The sequence below is a fragment of the Aeromicrobium sp. IC_218 genome (assembly GCF_004336805.1).
In the GTDB taxonomy this organism is placed as follows: domain Bacteria; phylum Actinomycetota; class Actinomycetes; order Propionibacteriales; family Nocardioidaceae; genus Aeromicrobium.
Genome location: NZ_SJXM01000001.1, coordinates 297,610 through 314,749, shown reverse-complemented (window position 1 = coordinate 314,749; position 17,140 = coordinate 297,610). Strand labels below are relative to the sequence as shown.

The window sequence follows — 17,140 nt, the reverse complement described above, 5'->3', positions numbered from 1 at the left end:
TGCACCAGTCGGGCGCGCTGGAAGCCCGTCAGCAGCAGCGTCCCTGCGGGTTCTCGTCCTGCCAGCGGTGGTAGTCGCGCCAGAACTCGCGGCGGCTCATCGGCTCGCCGCAGCCGTGCGCGCGGTGGTGCTCGAGGTAGTGCTCGTACCGGTCGGCCCCGAGCACCCCTCGCATGAACGCGCCCACCGCGCGCACGCGCTCAACCACGTCCGGCCACCTCCCGGGAGCGGTGCTCGGCCCACTGCTCCTCCAGCTCGCGCTCGGGTCGCGTCGCGATGAGCCCGGCCGGCGCGTAGATGTGCGACTCGACCCGCTCGTCCTCGGTCGACGGTCCGCCGCCGGCCCGCACGGCCTGGACCGTGCGCAGCACCGACGTGGCGATGACGATGATCGCCAGCACCACGAACAGCACCGACAGGCTGCCCTGGACGTACGTGTTGCGGATGACCGCGTCCATCGCCTCGGGCGTCGCGGCGTTGCCGAAGCTCGTCTCGCCGGCGTCACGTGCCTCGCGGAAGGCCTGGTTCTGCGCGAAGTACCCGATGGCCGGGACGTCGGAGAAGATCTTGAGGATCGAGCCGTAGACGGTGACCACGGTGACGAAGGCCAGCGGCACGATGATGATCCACAGCGCCTTCACCGCCCCGCGCTTGGCCGCGATGGTCAGGCAGATCGCCAGCGCGATCGCCGCCAGCAGCTGGTTGGCGATGCCGAACAGCGGGAACAGGGTGTTGATGCCGCCCAACGGGTCGGTGACGCCCATGATCAGGATCGCGCCCCACGCGGCGACCATCACCGCTGTCGTCCCCCAGGCGCCCACGCGCCAGGACGGGTCACGGAAGCGCGGCCACACGTTGCCGAGCGAGTCCGAGAGCATGAAGCGGGCGACGCGCGTGCCGGCGTCCACCGCGGTGAGGATGAACAGCGCCTCGAACATGATCGCGAAGTGGTACCAGAAGCTCATCAGAGCCGAGCCGCCGATCAGCTGGTGCAGCAGGGTGGCCAGGCCGACCGCGAGGGTCGGGGCGCCGCCGGTGCGCGACACGATCGTCTCCTCGCCGACATCGTTGGCGACGCTCTGCAGCGTGTCCGGGCTGACGTTCACGCCGGTCAGGCCGAGGCTGTTGACGAACTGGGCGGCACCGTCGACCGTCCCACCGGTGGCCGAGGGGGCGGCGTTCATCGCGTAGTAGATGCCCTGGTCGATGGTGATCGCGGCGACCAGCGCCATGATCGCCACGAACGACTCCATGAGCATGCCGCCGTAGCCGATGAAGCGCGTCTGGCGCTCCTTCTCGACCAGCTTCGGGGTCGTGCCGGACGCGATGAGGGCGTGGAAGCCGGACAGCGCGCCGCACGCGATCGTCACGAACAGGAACGGGAACAGCTCGCCGGCAAAGACCGGGCCGTCGCCGGTGCGGGCGAAGTCGCTGACCGCGGGCGCCTCGACCGAGGGACGGACGACGACGATCGCGATCGCCAGCAGCACGACCACGCCGATCTTCATGAACGTCGACAGGTAGTCGCGCGGAGCGAGCAGCAGCCAGACCGGCAGCACGGCGGCGACGAAGCCGTAGACGATGACCGCCCAGGCGATGGTGGTGCGGTCGAGCGTGAAGACGTCCGCGAGGTCGGGCTGGTCCGAGACCCAGCCACCGGCGACGATGGCGGCCATCAGCAGCACGAAGCCGATGATCGAGACCTCCATGACCGCACCGGGGCGGATGTAGCGCAGGTACACGCCCATGAACAGGGCGATCGGGATGGTCATGGAGACCGAGAAGACGCCCCACGGAGACTCGCCCAGGGCGTTGACGACGACCAGCGCGAGGATCGCGGTGATGATCACCATGATCGTCAGCGTCGCGACGATGGCCGCGATGCCGCCGACGCGGCCGAGGTCCTCGCGGGCCATCTGGCCCAGCGAGCGTCCGCCACGGCGCATCGAGAAGAACAGCACCAGGTAGTCCTGCACCGCGCCGGCGAAGATGACGCCGACGATGATCCAGATCGTGCCCGGCAGGTAGCCCATCTGCGCCGCGAGCACGGGGCCGACCAGCGGGCCGGCGCCGGCGATGGCGGCGAAGTGGTGGCCGTACAGCACCCGGCGGTCGGTGGCGACGTAGTCGCGTCCGTTCGCCTTGTACTCGGCCGGCGTGGCCCGGGTGTCGTCCGGACGCACCAGGCGGGCCTCGACGAAGCGCGAGTAGAAGCGGTACGCGATGAGGTAGGAGCACACCGCGGCGAACACGAACCAGATCGCGTTGACGCTCTCGCCGCGGACGATCGCCAGCATCACCCAGCCGAGCGCGCCGAGCAGCGCGATCGCGCCCCAGACCGCGATCTTGACCGGCGTCCAGCGGCCCTCGTGCTCGTCGAGGAGCTCCGGGTCCACCGCCGCCGGCGGCCTGCTCTCGTCGATCGTTGACATGTTCTTCGACACCCCCGAGATGTGCGACGGCCGGTTTGCCGCCGTCCTGCCAGCATCCTCCGGGACGGGGTCAGCCGCCCGGCCGCCGGGGGTGGCTCGCACCCTTGCTATTCCGGGCCGCAGGGCCCATGGTGGGGAGCAGATAACGGCATCGCACGCCTGGCGCCCGCTTCCTCGGTGCCACCAGCGCCGTTCTTTCGCCAGAGCTGAGTGCGCCTGCCGGCCGGAGGTTCCCATGGCTCTCGCCATCGTTCTCGACCACACCCCGCAGTCCTCCACGGTCGCCGTCGCCGGCGACCTCGACATCGCCTCGTCCGACCCGCTCGCCGCGTTCCTCACCGCCGAGGTCGGCCAGTCCGGACGCGACATGGTCATCGACCTGCGTCAGCTCACGTTCCTGGACGCCGCCGGCCTGCGCGTCTTCGTCTCGGTGTCCCAGCTGCTCGCCTCGGGCGGCCGCGTCCTGTCCATCGTCGGCTCCGAGCCGCGCGTCCTGCGGGTCTTCCTGCTCACCGGGCTGCAGCAGACGCTCAACGTCCACGTCCCGGCCATGGGCAGCGAGCCGGACCCCGAGCCGGTCGCCGCCTGACCCGCTCGCCCGCGCGGCGCGCGTCGGTGCGCCGCGCCTAGGCTCGTCCCATGCCCGAGATCGACCTGGTGGTCCCCCGCGCCTGGGTCGACTTCGTGAACCCCGACGACGCCGACGAGGTCTTCCACTGCGACCTCACGTGGCTGACCTCGCGCTGGACCTGCATCTTCGGCGGCGGCTGCCACGGCATCTACCGCTCGTCCCCCTCGACCGGCTGCTGCACGCTCGGCGCGCACTTCTCCGGCGACGAGGACCACGAGCGCGTCGCCGGCCACGTGGCCCGGCTGACCGACGACCTGTGGCAGCGACGCCCGTTCTTCGAGGGCGGCTGGACCGAGCTGGACGACGAGGGCGACCTCAAGACCCGCGTGGCCGACGGCGCCTGCGTGTTCCACAACGACGCCGACTTCCCCGGCGGGTACGGCTGCGCGCTGCACCACCTGGCCGTGGCCGAGGGACGCTCGTTCGTCGAGACCAAGCCGGACGTGTGCTGGCAGCTGCCGCTGCGACGCCAGTTCCGCGAGGTCGACCGCGGCGACGGGTCGACGTACACCGAGACGTCCATCGGCGAGTACACGCGCGCCGGCTGGGGTCCGGGCGGCGCCGACCTGGACTGGTACTGCTCGTCCAACACCGAGGCGCACGTCTCGCCGGTGCCGGTCTACCTGGCCAGCCGCGACGAGCTCGTGGCGATGATGGGCGAGGCGGGCTACGCCGAGCTCGTCCGGCACTGCGATGCCTTCGTCGAGGCCGGCCGCCCGCAGCCCCACCCCGCCGACTGAGCCCTCCTCACCGGGGGCCCTCACCCCGGGTGCTGGCTCCCCTTCGCGCTGAGTGTGACGTTTCGGGCCTCAATCAGCTGATCTCACCCCCGAAACGTCACACTCAGCGGGAACGGGACCACCCGACGGTGGAGGGCTGGACGCGCGAAGGACGCCTGCCCCGAGAGGCAGGCGTCCTTCGTGGGACCGAGGTCAGTTGCCGGCGGTGCCGGTCGAACGGTGGTCGCCGTGGTGCTCGGTGGCGTGCGTCGTGCCCCGGGCGTCGACGTGGGTGTCGACGTGCGTGCGCTCGATGTCACCCTCCGGCTCCTTGGCCAGCAGGAACGAGCCGATGGCCCAGACCAGGGCCCCGACCAGACCGACGTACACGCCGATCTCGGTGTCGAAGCCGGCCTTGCGCTCGGCTCCGCCGGGAACCTCGAACAGGTAGGACAGGGCCAGGCCCGTGGCGGCGATGCCGGCCGCCATCGAGGACAGCGAGAGCCCGCGGTGCTGGCGACGCGTCGCACGCTTGGCGGCGTACAGCAGGGCGGCGGCGAAGCCGATGCCCAGGTACGCGGTGAACGGGATGACGGTATCGGCCTCGTAGCCGCTGAAGCTCTTGTCGTCGGTCTGGATCCAGGCCAGGAAGGTGGCGATCAGGAAGATCAGCGCGCCGACGGTGGTGACGTAAGCCCCCATCGGGTTGGCGCGCCTCGTGTCGTGGTCGTGCCGGGTGGTGTTTCCGTGGTTGCTCATACCGGACTAACGAAAAACTTCCTGAGAAGTCACGTAGATGTCTTGACTAGTCTCGGAACCTTTTGGTATTGCACATCTCCCCAGCCGTGGTAAACCAGTCCCTCAGTCAGGGACGTGCTCGAGGATGTCGCCGGGCTGGCAGTCCAGGACGCGGCAGATCGCCTCGAGCGTGCTGAACCGGACGGCCTTGGCACGTCCGTTCTTGAGCACCGCGACGTTGGCCGGCGTCAGTCCGACCGCGTCGGCGAACTCGCCCACGCTCATCTTGCGCTTCGCCAGCTCGACGTCGAGCCGCACGACGATCGCCATCAGATCACCGCGTCCATGTCCGAGCGCAGCGTCGTCGCCTGGCACAGCAGGGCCCGCATCACGACGAGCAGCAGCACCACGCCACCGGACGCGACCGACAGCCCGCCGAGCAGCAGCGGCAGCCCCGGGTCACGCAGCTCCGGCGTGACGTACAGGAAGACGCCCACGGTGCCGGCGATGGTCACCATGCACAGCCAGCCACCGACCGCAGCCCACACGATCGCGTCGACCCAGCGGAAGGCGTCGCGGCTGAAGATCCGGTCGGCCTGCACCATCGACAGCAGCCGCCAGGTGCACACGACGATCACCATGAGGCACAGGACGCCGACCTCGAGCGCCAGGAACACCGGCCAGCGCACCGGGCTCAGGTCGCCGTCGTCCGGGCCGCCGAAGATCTGGCCGGGCACGGACATCACCAGCCCGAGCACGAGGCCGACGAGGGTGAGCGCGAGCAGCACGCGCAGGGCGAGCACCACGAAGCGAGGCAAGAACGTCATGTATCGAGTTTCGATAGATTCCTACCGAATGTCAAGACAAGGCGGACCTGAGTTCCGGAACCCGGATGACGCAGGTCACCATGTCTGCATGCGCCTGGACCACCTGTCGTTCGCCGCCGGACCCGACGGACTCGCCGCCACCACGGCCCGCCTTGCCGAGCAGCTCGGCGTGACGTTCGTCGACGGCGGCGTCCACCCCCGCTTCGGCACCCGCAACGCGATCCTCCCGCTGGCCCACGGCCACTACGTGGAGGTCGTGGAGGTGCTCGACCACCCCGCGTCCGACAAGGCGCCGTTCGGGCAGGCCGTGCGGGCCCGCTCCGAGGCCGGCGGCGGCTGGCTCGGCTGGGTCGTCGCGGTCGACGACATCAAGCCGGTCGAGCAGCGCATCGGACGTCACGCGGTGCCCGGCAACCGGCACCGTCCGGACGGCTACAACCTGCAGTGGCAGCAGATCGGCGTCCGCGGCACCACCGCCGACCCGCAGCTGCCGTTCGTCGTGAGCTGGGAGAGCCCGGCCGACGAGCACCCCTCGCGCGACGGCCAGCCGCAGGCCGAGCTGCTCGCGCTCGAGATCGCCGGCTCCCCCGAGCGCGTCACCGGCTGGCTCGGCGAGCCGGCGCTGGACGCGCTCGAGGAGATCGCCGTCGAGTGGGTGGCGCCGAACGGGCTGCCCGGCATCCAGGCAGCCCGCCTGCGCACCCCCTCGGGCGAGGTGCGGCTCTAGCCGTCCAGCCCGGCCTTCTCGGCGCCGATCGTCGTGTCGTCGCCGTGGCCGGTGTGCACCACCGTGTCGTCCGGCAGCACGAACAGGCTGGCGCGGATGGACGCCTCGAGCGTGGACCGGTCCGAGAACGAGCGGCCGGTCGCACCCGGGCCGCCCTGGAACAGGGTGTCTCCGGTGAGCACGCAGCCGAGGTCGGGCGCGTAGAGGCACACCGCGCCCGGTGCGTGGCCCGGCGTGTGCAGCACCTGCAGGCGGGTGCCGGCGATCTCGAGCACCTGCCCGTCGACCAGGTCGGCGTCCCACGCGACGTCGGTGCCGTGGGTCAGCTCCCACAGCGGACGCTCGTCGGGGTGCAGCAGGATCGGCGCCCCGGTGCGCTCGCGCAGCGCCGGAGCCACACGCACGTGGTCGTCGTGGGCGTGGGTGCAGACGATCGCCCGCACGGCCCGGTCGCCGACGACCGCCATGATCGCGTCGACGTCGTGCGGGGCGTCGACGACCACGCACTCGGCGTCGTCACCGACCACCCAGACGTTGTTGTCGACGTCGAACGTCTCGCCGTCCAGGCTGAACGTGCCCGAGACGACGCCGTGGTCGAGGCGCGCCGCCATCAGAGCACCACCACCGAGCGCAGCACGTCGCCGTGGTGCATCCGCTCGAACGACGCCTCGACGTCGTCCAGGCCGACCTCCTCGGTGACGAACGCGTCCAGGTCGAGCCGGCCCTGGCGGTACAGGTCGACCAGCATCGGGAAGTCGCGCGACGGCAGGCAGTCGCCGTACCAGCTGGACTTGAGCGCCCCGCCGCGTCCGAAGACGTCGATGAGCGGGATCTCGGGCACGGCCATGTCCGGCGTCGGGACGCCCACGAGCACGAGGACGCCGGCCAGGTCGCGCGCGTAGAACGCCTGCTTCCAGGTCTCGGGACGTCCGACCGCCTCGATCACGACGTCCGCGCCCTCGGCGCCCTCGTACGTCTCGGCGCAGATGCGCTTGATCGCCTCGACCGGATCCTCCTGCGAGGAGTCGACGACGTGGGTGGCGCCCAGCTCGCGGGCCTTCTCGAGCTTCTTGGCGTCGATGTCGACCGCGATGACCGGGCTCGCGCCCGCCAGCGCCGCGCCCGCCACCGCGGCCACGCCGACGCCGCCGCAGCCGATCACCGCCGCGCTGCGTCCGCGGGTGAGCGCACCAGTGTTGATCGCCGCGCCGATGCCGGCCATGACGCCGCAGCCGAGCAGGCCGACGGCGGCCGCGCGGGCCTCGGGGTCGACCTTCGTGCACTGGCCGGCGGCGACGAGGGTCTTCTCGGCGAAGGCGCCGATGCCTAGGGCGGGCGTGAGCTCGGTGCCGTCCTCGAGCGTCATCCGCTGCGTCGCGTTGTGGGTGTTGAAGCAGTACTGCAGGTCGCCGCGCCTGCACGCCCGGCACTCGCCGCACACCGCGCGCCAGTTGAGGACGACGAAGTCACCCGGCGCGACGCCGGTGACGTCCGGACCGACCGCCTCGACGACGCCCGCGGCCTCGTGGCCGAGCAGGAACGGGAACTCGTCGTTGATGCCGCCCTGCTTGTAGTGCAGGTCGGTGTGGCACACCCCGCAGGTCTGGATCTTCACCACCGCTTCGCCCGGGCCCGGGTCCGGGACGTTGATCGTGACGAGCTCCACGGGGGCGTCCTTGCGCTTGACCACGACGGCCTTGACCTGCTGCATGCTGCTGCCTCGTTCCTGTCGGCGGGTCGGGGGCGGTGCTCCTCCCCCGCTTGCCAGGCTAACGACGAGCCCGGCGCGCAGCACGGTGCCGGTCCTGTCGGTGCGACGACCTAGGGTGGCGCCCATGGCCAAGACCGCTCGACCGACCTACGTCTGCGCCGAGTGCGGGTGGACGACGCCCAAGTGGGTCGGCCGCTGCGGCGAGTGCCAGGCCTGGGGCACGGTCGACGTCCAGGGCGCCCAGCCGGCCGTCCGCACCAAGGCCGCCCCGGTGAGCAGCCCGGCCCGGCCGATCTCGCAGATCGACGTCGAGGCGTCCGCGGCGGTCACCACCGGCCTCACCGAGCTCGACCGCGTGCTCGGCGGCGGCATGGTGCCCGGCGCGGTGCTGCTGCTGGCCGGCGAGCCCGGCGTCGGCAAGTCCACGCTGCTGCTCGAGACGGCGGCTCGCTGGGCCCGCACCGGCGAGCGCGTCCTGTACGTCTCGGGCGAGGAGTCCGCGGCCCAGGTGCGGCTGCGCGCCGAGCGCACCGGCGCGGTGCACGACGAGCTCTACCTGGCCGCCGAGACCGACCTCGGGGCGCTGCTGACCCACGTCGAGCAGGTCGGCCCGACGCTGCTCATCGTCGACTCGGTGCAGACCATCGGCTCGTCCGACGTCGAGGGCGTGCCCGGTGGCGTCACCCAGGTGCGCGAGGTCGCGTCCGCGGTCATCCAGCTGGCCAAGCGCGAGAACATCGGCACCCTGCTCGTCGGCCACGTCACCAAGGACGGCTCGGTCGCCGGTCCGCGCGTGCTCGAGCACCTGGTCGACGTCGTGCTGCAGTTCGAGGGCGACCGGCACTCGCGCCTGCGCCTGCTGCGCGCGATCAAGAACCGGTTCGGCCCGGTCGACGAGATCGGCTGCTTCGACCTCGGCGACGGCGGTCTGGTCGAGGTGCCCGACCCCACCGGGCTGTTCGTGTCGCGGCACGCCCAGCCCGTGCCGGGCACCTGCGTCACGGTGACGCTCGAGGGACGCCGCGCGCTGCTCGCCGAGGTGCAGGCGCTCACCGTCGAGACGAACGCGCCGTCGCCGCGGCGCACGACGTCCGGCGTCGACTCCTCGCGCATGGCGATGATCCTGGCCGTCCTCACCAAGCACTGCGGCATGCCGCTGGGCAAGCAGGACTTCTACGCCGCCACGGTCGGCGGCGCCCGGCTCGCCGAGCCGGCCGTCGACCTCGCGCTCGCCCTCGCGGCGGCCTCCGGCGTCAGCGGCCTCACCGTCCCCTCGGACGTCGTCGTGCTCGGCGAGGTCGGCCTGGCCGGCGAGGTCCGACCGGTCGCCAGCCTCGAGACGCGGCTGCGCGAGGCGGCCCGCATCGGCTTCCGGCGAGCGGTCGTCCCGGCCGGCGGGCTGCGTCCCGACGTGCCCGGCATGACCACCCTCACGGTGAGCTCGGTGGAGCAGGCTCTCGGAGTTCTCGCTACGGCACCGGCGCCGAGGCTGCGCGCCCTAGACTGACCCCGACCGACCCACGCACGTCAGCAAAGGCCCCGCCCATGGCAACCCTTGACCGCACCGGCGACGCCACCGAGGCCCGCCTGCGCGCCACCCTCGCCGCCGTCGCCCCCGGCACCGCGCTGCGCGAGGGGCTGGAGCGCATCCTGCGTGGTCGCACCGGTGCGCTCGTGGTCGTGGGCGGCGACCGCCAGGTCGAGGCGCTGTCCACCGGTGGGTTCGCGCTCGACGTGCCGTTCACCGCCACCGGCCTGCGCGAGCTGGCCAAGATGGACGGCGCGATCATCCTCGACAAGGACGCCAGCCGCATCATCCGGGCCGCCGTGCACCTCATGCCCGACCCGTCGATCCCCACCGAGGAGTCCGGCACGCGTCACCGCACCGCCGACCGCGTGGCCCGTCAGACGGGCGTCCCGGTCATCTCGGTGTCGGCCTCGATGCACATCATCGCGCTCTACCTCGACGACACCCGCTACGTGCTCGAGGACGCCAGCGTCGTCATCGCCCGGGCCAACCAGGCCCTGGCCACGCTCGAGCGCTACCGCACCCGCCTCGACGAGGTCACCGACGCGCTGTCCGCGCTCGAGATCGAGGACCTCGTCACCGTCCGCGACGTCGCCGCGGTCGCCCAGCGCCTGGAGATGGTCAGCCGCATCGCCGGCGAGATCGACACGTACGTGCTGGAGCTCGGCACCGACGGCCGCCTGCTCGCCCTGCAGCTCGAGGAGCTCATCAGTGGCGTCGACACCGAGCGCGAGCTGCTCGTGCGCGACTACCAGCCGAGCGGACGCCGCAGCCGCAGCACCGAGGACGTGCTGACCGAGATGGCGGCCATCGACTCCAGCGCCCTGGTCGACCTGGGCAAGGTCGCCCGCGCCATGCGCATCGGCACCGAGGACTCGCTCGACAACGCGCTCGCGCCACGCGGCTTCCGCCTGCTCGCGCGCGTCCCGCGCCTGCCCGGCACCGTCGTCGACCGCCTGGTCGACCACTTCGGCTCCCTGCAGAAGCTGCTGGCGGCCAGCATGGAGGACCTGCAGATCGTCGAGGGCGTCGGCGACCTGCGGGCCCGCAGCGTCCGCGAGGGGCTGTCCCGCCTGGCGGAGTCCAGCATCCTCGAGCGGTACGTCTGAGGCTCAGCCCGCCGGCGGGGTGACGCTCGGCGTCGCCTGGGCGGCCCGACGACGCTCCTCCGCGATGCGCTTCGCCTCCTGCTCGGCCTTCTTCTGCTCGGCCCGCGCCTTGCGGCGCTCCTCCTTGGCCTTCTTCTCCGCCAGCGCCTTCTTGCGCGCCTCGGCCCGGGCCTTCGCGTCGGCCTGGGCCTTCGTCAGGCCGCCGAGCCGGAAGGTCGCCTCGGACGGCTCGCCGCCGAGCAGCGCCGCCCGCACCTGGAACGTGCCGGCGTAGCGGAAGCCGTAGCCGCGCGCGCACGCGCTCTCGGAGAGGTTGCCGGCGGCGCCGCGGGCCAGGGTGACCCAGCCCGGCGACAGCCGGACGGGCGCGGCGATGACGGCGCTCGAGCAGACGCTGGAGTCCCACACGGTGGAGTCGCCGGAGCTGACCACGACGAGCGTCTGGCGCTCCTTGGCCTTCAGGGTGCACGGCTTCTCGGCGGTCGTGCTGACCGCGAAGTCGACCCGGAGCTGCTCGCCGGCCTGCTGCCCGCGGGGCACGCTGGGCTGGATGCGCACGGTCGACGGGTCGCACTCCTCGTCCGCCGAGCTCACGCTCACCTGGGCGGCGGTGTCCAGCGACGGGGACGGCGCGGTGTCGGGCGTGGCCGAGGTGGCGGGCGTCTGCGGCGCGTCCGAGGTCGCGGGGGCGGACGGCTGCGGCGCGGGGGCGGCGGACTCGGTGTCGTCGCCCTGGACGAGGGTGCTGACCACCCAGCCGAGCAGGAACACCGCCGCCAGCACCAGCAGACGCCGGCGCCAGTAGATGGCAGGCGACAGACGACTCACGACCGTACGGTAACCGCTGGGACCGGCGTGACAGACTCGACGCGCCATGACCGCCGCCGCGTTCCCCGCCTCCCTCGTCACAGAGCTGCACGAACGGCTCGCCGACTGGTTCGCGCACGCCGCGCGCGACCTGCCGTGGCGCCGCGACGACGCGACCGCGTGGCACGTCATGATCTCCGAGCTGATGCTGCAGCAGACGCCCGTCGTCCGCGTCCTGCCGGTCTACGAGCAGTGGGTCCGCCGCTGGCCGGAGCCCGCCGACCTCGCGGCCGAGCCGGCCGGTGAGGCGGTGCGCGCGTGGGGACGCCTGGGGTACCCGCGGCGGGCGCTGCGCCTGCACGCCGCGGCCCAGGCGATCGTCGAGCGTCACGACGGTGTGGTGCCGCGCGACCTCGACGCGCTGCTCGCCCTGCCCGGGGTGGGCGCGTACACCGCGGCCGCGGTCGCGTCCTTCGCCTACGGCGGCCGGCACGCCGTGCTCGACACGAACGTCCGGCGCGTCCTCACCCGCGTCGTCGGCGGCGAGCAGTACCCGCCGGCGTCCGTCACCGCGGCGGAGCGCCGCCGGGCCGAGCAGCTGCTCCCTCAGGACGGGGCACCGGTGTGGGCGGCCTCGACGATGGAGCTCGGCGCGATCGTCTGCACCGCCGCGTCGCCGACGTGCGCCGCCTGCCCGGTCGCCGACCTGTGCCGCTGGCGCGCGAGCGGCTACCCCGAGCACGACGGCCCGGCCCGCCGGACGCAGACGTGGGAGGGCACCGACCGTCAGTGCCGTGGGCGACTGCTCGCCGTCCTGCGCGACGCCCCGGGTCCGGTCGACAAGGCACGCCTGGACGAGGTGTGGCCCGACGACGCCCAGCGCGAGCGGGCGCTGGACGGCCTGGTGGCGGACGGCCTGGTGGAGCCGGTCACCGACACCCTGTTCGCGCTCCCCCGCTGACCGACCGAAGTCAGCCGCGGCGGCCGCGGACCGCGTCCCGGGCCCGCCGCGTGGGGTCGGAACGAGGCACCCCGCGTCCCGGACGTCCACGGCCCCAGGAATGCTCGACCGCCCCAGGTCTGCAGACCTGGGGCGGTGGGGTTTACCTGGGGCCCCAGGTAAACCCGGCCCCCGCAGAACGACCCCACACGCGACGACGCCCCGCCCGGGGGACCCGGGCGGGGCGTCGTGCGGCGGGACTCAGTCCGAGCTGCTGGTGCCGGACTCGACGGCCGGCGGCACCTCGGGGAGCTCCAGGTCGGCCTTCGGCGTGCCACGGAAGGTGAACGTCGCGGTCGGGCCCTCGCCCTCCACGTCGACGAGCACGATCTGCCCGGCGCGCACCTCGCCGAAGAGCATCTTCTCGGCCAGGACGTCCTCGATCTCGCGCTGGACGGTGCGGCGCAGCGGTCGCGCACCCAGCACCGGGTCGAAGCCACGAGCGGCCAGGAGGTCCTTCGCCGCGGTGGTGAGCTCGATGCCCATGTCCTTGTCCTTGAGCCGGTCCTCGAGCGAGCCGACCATGAGGTCGACCATCGCGATGATCTGCTCCTTGGTCAGCGGCGGGAACACCACGACCTCGTCGACACGGTTGAGGAACTCCGGACGGAAGTGCTGCTTGAGCTCCTCGGACACCTTCGCCTTCATGCGCTCGTACGAGCCGGCGACGTCGCTGGCCTGGGAGAAGCCCAGGTTCACGCCCTTGCCGATGTCCCGCGAACCGAGGTTCGTGGTCATGATGATGACGGTGTTCTTGAAGTCGACCATGCGGCCCTGGGAGTCGGTCAGGCGACCTTCCTCCAGGATCTGCAGCAGCGAGTTGAAGATGTCCGGGTGGGCCTTCTCGACCTCGTCGAACAGCACGACCGAGAACGGCTTGCGGCGCACCTTCTCGGTGAGCTGGCCGCCCTCCTCGTAGCCGACGTAGCCGGGAGGAGCACCGAACAGACGGGCGACCGTGTGCTTCTCGGAGTACTCGCTCATGTCGAGCTGGATGAGCGCCTCCTCGTCACCGAACAGGAAGTTCGCCAGCGCCTTGGACAGGTGGGTCTTTCCGACGCCGGACGGGCCGGCGAAGATGAACGATCCACCCGGACGACGCGGGTCCTTGAGCCCGGCCCGCGTGCGACGGATCGCGCGCGAGATGGCCTTGACCGCCTCGTCCTGGCCGATGACCCGCTTGTGGAGCTCGTCCTCCATGTTGAGCAGGCGGCTGGACTCCTCCTCGGTCAGCTTGACGATCGGGATGCCGGTCGCCAGGGCCAGGACCTCGGCGACGAGCTCCTCGTCGACCACGGCCACCGAGTCCATGTCGCCGGACTTCCACTGACGCTCACGCTCGGCCTTGGCCGCGATGAGCTTCTTCTCCTCGTCGCGCAGGGACGCAGCAGCCTCGAAGTCCTGGCTGTCGATCGCGCCCTCCTTGCGGCGGCGGACGTCGGCGATCTTCTCGTCGTACTCCTTGAGGTCCGGCGGAGCCGTCATCCGACGGATGCGGAGCCTGGAACCGGCCTCGTCGATCAGGTCGATCGCCTTGTCGGGCAGGAAACGGTCCGACACGTAGCGGTCGGCGAGCGTCGCCGCCGCGACGAGCGCCTCGTCGGTGATCGTCACGCGGTGGTGCGCCTCGTAGCGGTCGCGCAGGCCCTTGAGCATCTCGATCGTGTGGGCGATCGACGGCTCGGCGACCTGGATCGGCTGGAAGCGACGCTCGAGCGCGGCGTCCTTCTCGAAGTGCTTGCGGAACTCGTCGAGCGTCGTGGCGCCGATGGTCTGCAGCTCGCCGCGGGCCAGCATCGGCTTGAGGATGCTGGCGGCGTCGATCGCGCCCTCGGCGGCACCCGCACCCACGAGGGTGTGGATCTCGTCGATGAACAGGATGATGTCGCCGCGGGTGCGGATCTCCTTGAGCACCTTCTTGAGGCGCTCCTCGAAGTCACCGCGGTAGCGCGAGCCGGCCACCAGGGCGCCCAGGTCGAGCGTGTAGATCTGCTTGTCCTTGAGCGTCTCGGGCACGTCGCCACGGACGATGTCCTGGGCCAGGCCCTCGACGACCGTCGTCTTGCCGACGCCGGGCTCGCCGATGAGCACCGGGTTGTTCTTGGTGCGCCGGCTCAGCACCTGCATGACGCGCTCGATCTCCTTCTCGCGACCGATGACCGGGTCGAGCTTGGACTCGCGCGCCGCCTGCGTGAGGTTGCGGCCGAACTGGTCGAGCACCGCGGACGTGGCCGGGGCGTTCTCGGCGGGGGCACCGGAGGTCTCGGCCTCCTTGCCCTGGAAGCCGCTGACCAGCTGGATGACCTGCTGGCGGACGCGGTTGAGGTCGGCGCCCAGCTTCACGAGGACCTGGGCGGCGACGCCCTCGCCCTCGCGGATGAGGCCGAGCAGGATGTGCTCGGTGCCGATGTAGTTGTGGCCGAGCTGCAGGGCCTCGCGCAGGCTCAGCTCGAGCACCTTCTTGGCGCGCGGCGTGAACGGGATGTGACCGCTCGGCGCCTGCTGGCCCTGGCCGATGATGTCCTCGACCTGGCCCCGGACCGCCTCGAGCGAGATGTCGAGGCTCTCGAGCGCCTTGGCGGCGACTCCTTCGCCCTCGTGGATCAGGCCGAGGAGGATGTGCTCGGTGCCGATGTAGTTGTGGCTGAGCATGCGGGCTTCTTCTTGCGCCAGCACGACGACCCGGCGGGCCCGGTCGGTAAATCGCTCGAACATGCGTCCCCCTCTGGGTGGGCTTGTCTCGTCAGTCTATGGGTGGCGTTCCAGAGCCGCCCCTGGTGCCCGCCTATGTCACCCAACTGTCACCGAGGGGCCGGTGTTCCGGCGTTCGCTGTGGGCGTACGCGGGTCCGCGGTGGCCCGCTAGAGGTGCCAGAACGCGTCGAGCCGGCTGCCCTCGACCGGGCCCCAGCGGTTCGCCGCCGCCGCGCACAGGGCGAGCGTCCCGGACGCCACCATGGCGCCGACGGCCACGACGGCGCAGGACGTGCCGAGGTCGGTGTCGTCGACGGCCCCGACGATCAGCGGCACGGCGGGCGGGAGGGTCAGCGGCACCGACATCCACCAGCGCCACCGGGACGCCCACAGGTGCACCAGCAGCACGATCAGCAGGATGCCGAGCACCCATCCGTCCGCCGTGTCCTCGCTCATCTGGTCGCGCGACGCCGCCACCCCGGCGGAGACGGCCGCCAGCGCCAGGGCGCCGAGCAGCGCGACGCGCCAGACGCTGCGGCGTCCCGCGTCCACCTCGGTGACCGCGGCAGGGACGTCGTCGCCGCGGTAGTCGCGATCCATGGGCACGACGTCATCATGCTCAGCCGGGCCGTGCGCCGCACCATCGGCGCCGGCCGGGCTAGAAGGCGTGGTGCGTCCCGAAGGTCCGCTGCCAGTAGGTCAGCGGCGCCTGCTCCCCCGCCGCCGCGTGCACGACGTCCACGAGCACGACGACGTGGTCGCCGCCCTCGACCAGCCGGGCGACCCGGCCGGCGATCCAGGCGTGGCGGTCGTCCAGGGCCGGCGCCCCGTGGTCGGACGACCAGCCGACGTCCGCGAACCGGTCATGGCCCTTCGTCGCGAACCGCAGGGCGACCTGGTCCTGGTGGGCGGCCAGCACGTTGACGCCCAGGGGGCTGCCCACCCCCAGCCGGTCGAGCAGGGACGAGCGGACGTCCAGGGCGACGAGCACCATGGGCGGCTCGATCGACAGCGAGGTGAAGGCGCTCACCGTGGTGCCGTGCGGGCCCCGCTCGTCCTGCGTGGTGGCCACGACGACGCCGCCGGCGACGTTGCCCATCGCAGCCCGGAAGTCCTGCTGGAGCCGGGTGTCGGGGGTGTGCTGGACGGTCGCCGTCATGATGCCTCCGGTCCCGCGTCGGGCTCGAGCTCGCCGTTCGCGTAGGGGTTGAACTCGTTGGTGAAGAGCTCCTTCACGTCGACGTCGTCGTTCTCCAGCTGGCCGGTCCGCTGGAGCCAGTCGGCCCAGATGCTGATCTCGTCCTCCTGGATGACGCCGCCGGGCACGGGGATGCCCGAGCTCTTGTAGAAGTCGGCGATCGACGGGTCCTCACCGGCTCGGCCCCGCTCGGTGATGATCTTCTTGTAGCGCGCGACGACCTCCTCGCGCGGCGTGACCTGGGCCCAGCGGATGGCGCGGGCGACGCCCTGGGTGAAGTCCTTCACCGCCTCGGGGTTCTTCTTCAGCAGGTCGTCGCGGACGACGTAGGTGCCGTAGCTGAACGTGTCGTACAGGTCCTTGTCGGCGTACAGCTGGCGCAGCCCGCCGCGGGAGAGCGCCTGGTCGCGGAACAGCCCGCCCAGCGCGGCGACGTCGATCTGCCCCTTGCGCAGCGCCTGCTCGGTGTTGACCGGCGGCACGACGGTGAGCTCGACCTTCTCGATCTCGGCCTCGCTCAGACCCTGCTGGGACAGCCACTCGCGGGTGATCGACTCGTGGTGGGCGCCGAGCGTGTTCATGCCGACCTTCTTGCCGATGAGGTCCTCGGCCGTCCGGATGTCCGACGACTCCAGCGAGTAGTAGCCGGTGAACGTCTCGTCGTCCGCGCCGTAGCTGTCGACCACCGCGGTGATCGGGGCGCCGGCGTCGGCCAGCTTGACCACGGCGCCGTTGAAGGCCGAGCCGAAGTCGCTCTGGCCCGTGGCGACGTTCTGGATGCTGGTGGGTCCGCTCGTGGTGTCGGACGTCCACTCCAGCTCGACCTTCTCGAAGTAGCCGAGGTCCGCGGCCAGCTCGGGGAACTGCACGGCGCTGGGCGTGCCTTGGTAGCGCAGCGTGGTGGAGCCGTCGGCCGCGGTGGCGCCGGCACCACCGCCGCAGGCCGCGAGGGCTCCGAGCAGCAGGACGGACGCGGCGGCGGCCGCGGGCCTGGTCAGGGATCGCAGGGACATGGTGTCT

18 protein-coding genes are annotated in these 17,140 nt (G+C 71.8%); 6 read left to right on the top strand and 12 right to left on the bottom strand.

Annotation, left to right across the window (positions count from 1 at the left end; genetic code table 11):
• Nucleotides 1-28: 28 nt before the first annotated feature.
• A complete protein-coding gene (locus E0W78_RS01555) occupies nucleotides 29-208 on the bottom strand; it encodes a YbdD/YjiX family protein (protein WP_242686174.1) in 180 nt (59 codons plus the stop codon).
• Nucleotides 201-2,432, bottom strand: a complete 2,232-nt coding sequence (locus tag E0W78_RS01550) for a carbon starvation CstA family protein (RefSeq protein ID WP_131402085.1) — start codon at nucleotides 2,430-2,432, stop codon at nucleotides 201-203. Before E0W78_RS01550 ends, E0W78_RS01555 begins: the two co-directional genes overlap by 8 nt.
• A 235-nt stretch (nucleotides 2,433-2,667) precedes the next feature.
• On the opposite strand from E0W78_RS01550, the gene E0W78_RS16390 reads away from it, so the two are divergent.
• Both E0W78_RS16390 and E0W78_RS01540 read left to right on the top strand, forming a co-directional pair.
• Nucleotides 2,668-3,021 carry an STAS domain-containing protein gene (locus E0W78_RS16390; RefSeq protein WP_165570368.1) on the top strand — a complete coding sequence of 118 codons (354 nt, stop codon included), beginning with the start codon at nucleotides 2,668-2,670 and terminating at the stop codon, nucleotides 3,019-3,021.
• 50 nt (nucleotides 3,022-3,071) lie between these two features.
• Nucleotides 3,072-3,803 (top strand): hypothetical protein, encoded by a 732-nt coding sequence (locus tag E0W78_RS01540; RefSeq protein ID WP_131402083.1) that lies wholly within the window; start codon nucleotides 3,072-3,074, stop codon nucleotides 3,801-3,803.
• A 192-nt stretch (nucleotides 3,804-3,995) separates the two neighbouring features.
• Here the strand turns inward: E0W78_RS01540 and E0W78_RS01535 are convergent, their stop codons facing one another.
• The 3 genes from E0W78_RS01535 to E0W78_RS01525 form a co-directional block, all read right to left on the bottom strand.
• The gene (locus tag E0W78_RS01535; RefSeq protein ID WP_131402082.1) at nucleotides 3,996-4,541 is read right to left on the bottom strand and encodes a hypothetical protein; all 546 of its coding nucleotides are present in this window, start codon (nucleotides 4,539-4,541) and stop codon (nucleotides 3,996-3,998) included.
• A gap of 102 nt (nucleotides 4,542-4,643) precedes the next feature.
• Nucleotides 4,644-4,850 (bottom strand): helix-turn-helix transcriptional regulator, encoded by a 207-nt coding sequence (locus tag E0W78_RS01530; protein WP_131402081.1) that lies wholly within the window; start codon nucleotides 4,848-4,850, stop codon nucleotides 4,644-4,646.
• Entirely contained in the window at nucleotides 4,850-5,347 is a 498-nt protein-coding gene (locus tag E0W78_RS01525; protein WP_207392570.1) for a DUF2975 domain-containing protein, read from the bottom strand. Before E0W78_RS01525 ends, E0W78_RS01530 begins: the two co-directional genes overlap by 1 nt.
• An 88-nt stretch (nucleotides 5,348-5,435) precedes the next feature.
• On the opposite strand from E0W78_RS01525, the gene E0W78_RS01520 reads away from it, so the two are divergent.
• On the top strand, nucleotides 5,436-6,074 hold the full coding sequence (locus E0W78_RS01520; protein ID WP_131402080.1) for a VOC family protein: 639 nt from the start codon (nucleotides 5,436-5,438) through the stop codon (nucleotides 6,072-6,074).
• On the opposite strand, the gene E0W78_RS01515 is transcribed toward E0W78_RS01520, so the two are convergent.
• A complete protein-coding gene (locus E0W78_RS01515) occupies nucleotides 6,071-6,685 on the bottom strand; it encodes an MBL fold metallo-hydrolase (protein ID WP_131402079.1) in 615 nt (204 codons plus the stop codon). The genes E0W78_RS01520 and E0W78_RS01515 overlap by 4 nt on opposite strands.
• Nucleotides 6,685-7,785: an S-(hydroxymethyl)mycothiol dehydrogenase gene (locus E0W78_RS01510; RefSeq protein ID WP_131402078.1), complete on the bottom strand. Its 1,101-nt coding sequence runs from the start codon at nucleotides 7,783-7,785 to the stop codon at nucleotides 6,685-6,687. The genes E0W78_RS01515 and E0W78_RS01510 overlap by 1 nt, the downstream gene beginning before the upstream one ends.
• Before the next feature lie 124 nt (nucleotides 7,786-7,909).
• Here E0W78_RS01510 and radA point away from each other — a divergent pair, with 124 nt between their 5' ends.
• Together radA and disA are read left to right on the top strand one after the other, a co-directional pair.
• Nucleotides 7,910-9,292 carry a DNA repair protein RadA gene (radA, locus tag E0W78_RS01505; protein ID WP_131402077.1) on the top strand — a complete coding sequence of 461 codons (1,383 nt, stop codon included), beginning with the start codon at nucleotides 7,910-7,912 and terminating at the stop codon, nucleotides 9,290-9,292.
• A gap of 38 nt (nucleotides 9,293-9,330) precedes the next feature.
• The gene (disA, locus tag E0W78_RS01500) at nucleotides 9,331-10,422 is read left to right on the top strand and encodes a DNA integrity scanning diadenylate cyclase DisA (protein WP_131402076.1); all 1,092 of its coding nucleotides are present in this window, start codon (nucleotides 9,331-9,333) and stop codon (nucleotides 10,420-10,422) included.
• A gap of 3 nt (nucleotides 10,423-10,425) precedes the next feature.
• Here disA and E0W78_RS16385 read toward each other — a convergent pair whose 3' ends face one another.
• Entirely contained in the window at nucleotides 10,426-11,250 is an 825-nt protein-coding gene (locus tag E0W78_RS16385) for a hypothetical protein (RefSeq protein WP_165570367.1), read from the bottom strand.
• 46 nt (nucleotides 11,251-11,296) lie between these two features.
• Here E0W78_RS16385 and E0W78_RS01490 point away from each other — a divergent pair, with 46 nt between their 5' ends.
• A complete protein-coding gene (locus E0W78_RS01490; protein WP_131402075.1) occupies nucleotides 11,297-12,190 on the top strand; it encodes an A/G-specific adenine glycosylase in 894 nt (297 codons plus the stop codon).
• A gap of 240 nt (nucleotides 12,191-12,430) precedes the next feature.
• On the opposite strand, the gene E0W78_RS01485 is transcribed toward E0W78_RS01490, so the two are convergent.
• The 4 genes from E0W78_RS01485 to E0W78_RS01470 all read right to left on the bottom strand — a co-directional run bounded on the left by E0W78_RS01485 (nucleotide 12,431) and on the right by E0W78_RS01470 (nucleotide 17,133).
• Complete coding sequence (locus tag E0W78_RS01485; RefSeq protein ID WP_131402074.1) at nucleotides 12,431-14,944, bottom strand: ATP-dependent Clp protease ATP-binding subunit; 2,514 nt, start codon at nucleotides 14,942-14,944, stop codon at nucleotides 12,431-12,433.
• A 146-nt stretch (nucleotides 14,945-15,090) separates the two neighbouring features.
• Nucleotides 15,091-15,528 carry a hypothetical protein gene (locus E0W78_RS01480; protein WP_131402073.1) on the bottom strand — a complete coding sequence of 146 codons (438 nt, stop codon included), beginning with the start codon at nucleotides 15,526-15,528 and terminating at the stop codon, nucleotides 15,091-15,093.
• A 52-nt stretch (nucleotides 15,529-15,580) separates the two neighbouring features.
• On the bottom strand, nucleotides 15,581-16,081 hold the full coding sequence (locus E0W78_RS01475; protein ID WP_131402072.1) for a flavin reductase family protein: 501 nt from the start codon (nucleotides 16,079-16,081) through the stop codon (nucleotides 15,581-15,583).
• A complete protein-coding gene (locus tag E0W78_RS01470; RefSeq protein ID WP_131402071.1) occupies nucleotides 16,078-17,133 on the bottom strand; it encodes an ABC transporter substrate-binding protein in 1,056 nt (351 codons plus the stop codon). Before E0W78_RS01470 ends, E0W78_RS01475 begins: the two co-directional genes overlap by 4 nt.
• Nucleotides 17,134-17,140 lie beyond the last annotated feature (7 nt).

Excerpts from the sequence above, each read along its gene's own strand:
- E0W78_RS01485 (WP_131402074.1), bottom strand. The coding sequence starts at position 14,944 with ATGTTCGAGCGATTTACCGACCGGGCCCGCCGGGTCGTCGTGCTGGCG.
- disA (WP_131402076.1), top strand. The coding sequence starts at position 9,331 with ATGGCAACCCTTGACCGCACCGGCGACGCCACCGAGGCCCGCCTGCGC.
- E0W78_RS01515 (WP_131402079.1), bottom strand. The coding sequence starts at position 6,685 with ATGGCGGCGCGCCTCGACCACGGCGTCGTCTCGGGCACGTTCAGCCTG.
- E0W78_RS01470 (WP_131402071.1), bottom strand. The coding sequence starts at position 17,133 with ATGTCCCTGCGATCCCTGACCAGGCCCGCGGCCGCCGCCGCGTCCGTC.
- E0W78_RS01520 (WP_131402080.1), top strand. The coding sequence starts at position 5,436 with ATGCGCCTGGACCACCTGTCGTTCGCCGCCGGACCCGACGGACTCGCC.
- E0W78_RS01490 (WP_131402075.1), top strand. The coding sequence starts at position 11,297 with ATGACCGCCGCCGCGTTCCCCGCCTCCCTCGTCACAGAGCTGCACGAA.
- E0W78_RS01530 (WP_131402081.1), bottom strand. The coding sequence starts at position 4,850 with ATGGCGATCGTCGTGCGGCTCGACGTCGAGCTGGCGAAGCGCAAGATG.
- E0W78_RS01475 (WP_131402072.1), bottom strand. The coding sequence starts at position 16,081 with ATGACGGCGACCGTCCAGCACACCCCCGACACCCGGCTCCAGCAGGAC.
- E0W78_RS01535 (WP_131402082.1), bottom strand. The coding sequence starts at position 4,541 with ATGAGCAACCACGGAAACACCACCCGGCACGACCACGACACGAGGCGC.
- radA (WP_131402077.1), top strand. The coding sequence starts at position 7,910 with ATGGCCAAGACCGCTCGACCGACCTACGTCTGCGCCGAGTGCGGGTGG.
- E0W78_RS16390 (WP_165570368.1), top strand. The coding sequence starts at position 2,668 with ATGGCTCTCGCCATCGTTCTCGACCACACCCCGCAGTCCTCCACGGTC.
- E0W78_RS01540 (WP_131402083.1), top strand. The coding sequence starts at position 3,072 with ATGCCCGAGATCGACCTGGTGGTCCCCCGCGCCTGGGTCGACTTCGTG.
- E0W78_RS01510 (WP_131402078.1), bottom strand. The coding sequence starts at position 7,785 with ATGCAGCAGGTCAAGGCCGTCGTGGTCAAGCGCAAGGACGCCCCCGTG.
- E0W78_RS01525 (WP_207392570.1), bottom strand. The coding sequence starts at position 5,347 with ATGACGTTCTTGCCTCGCTTCGTGGTGCTCGCCCTGCGCGTGCTGCTC.
- E0W78_RS01550 (WP_131402085.1), bottom strand. The coding sequence starts at position 2,432 with ATGTCAACGATCGACGAGAGCAGGCCGCCGGCGGCGGTGGACCCGGAG.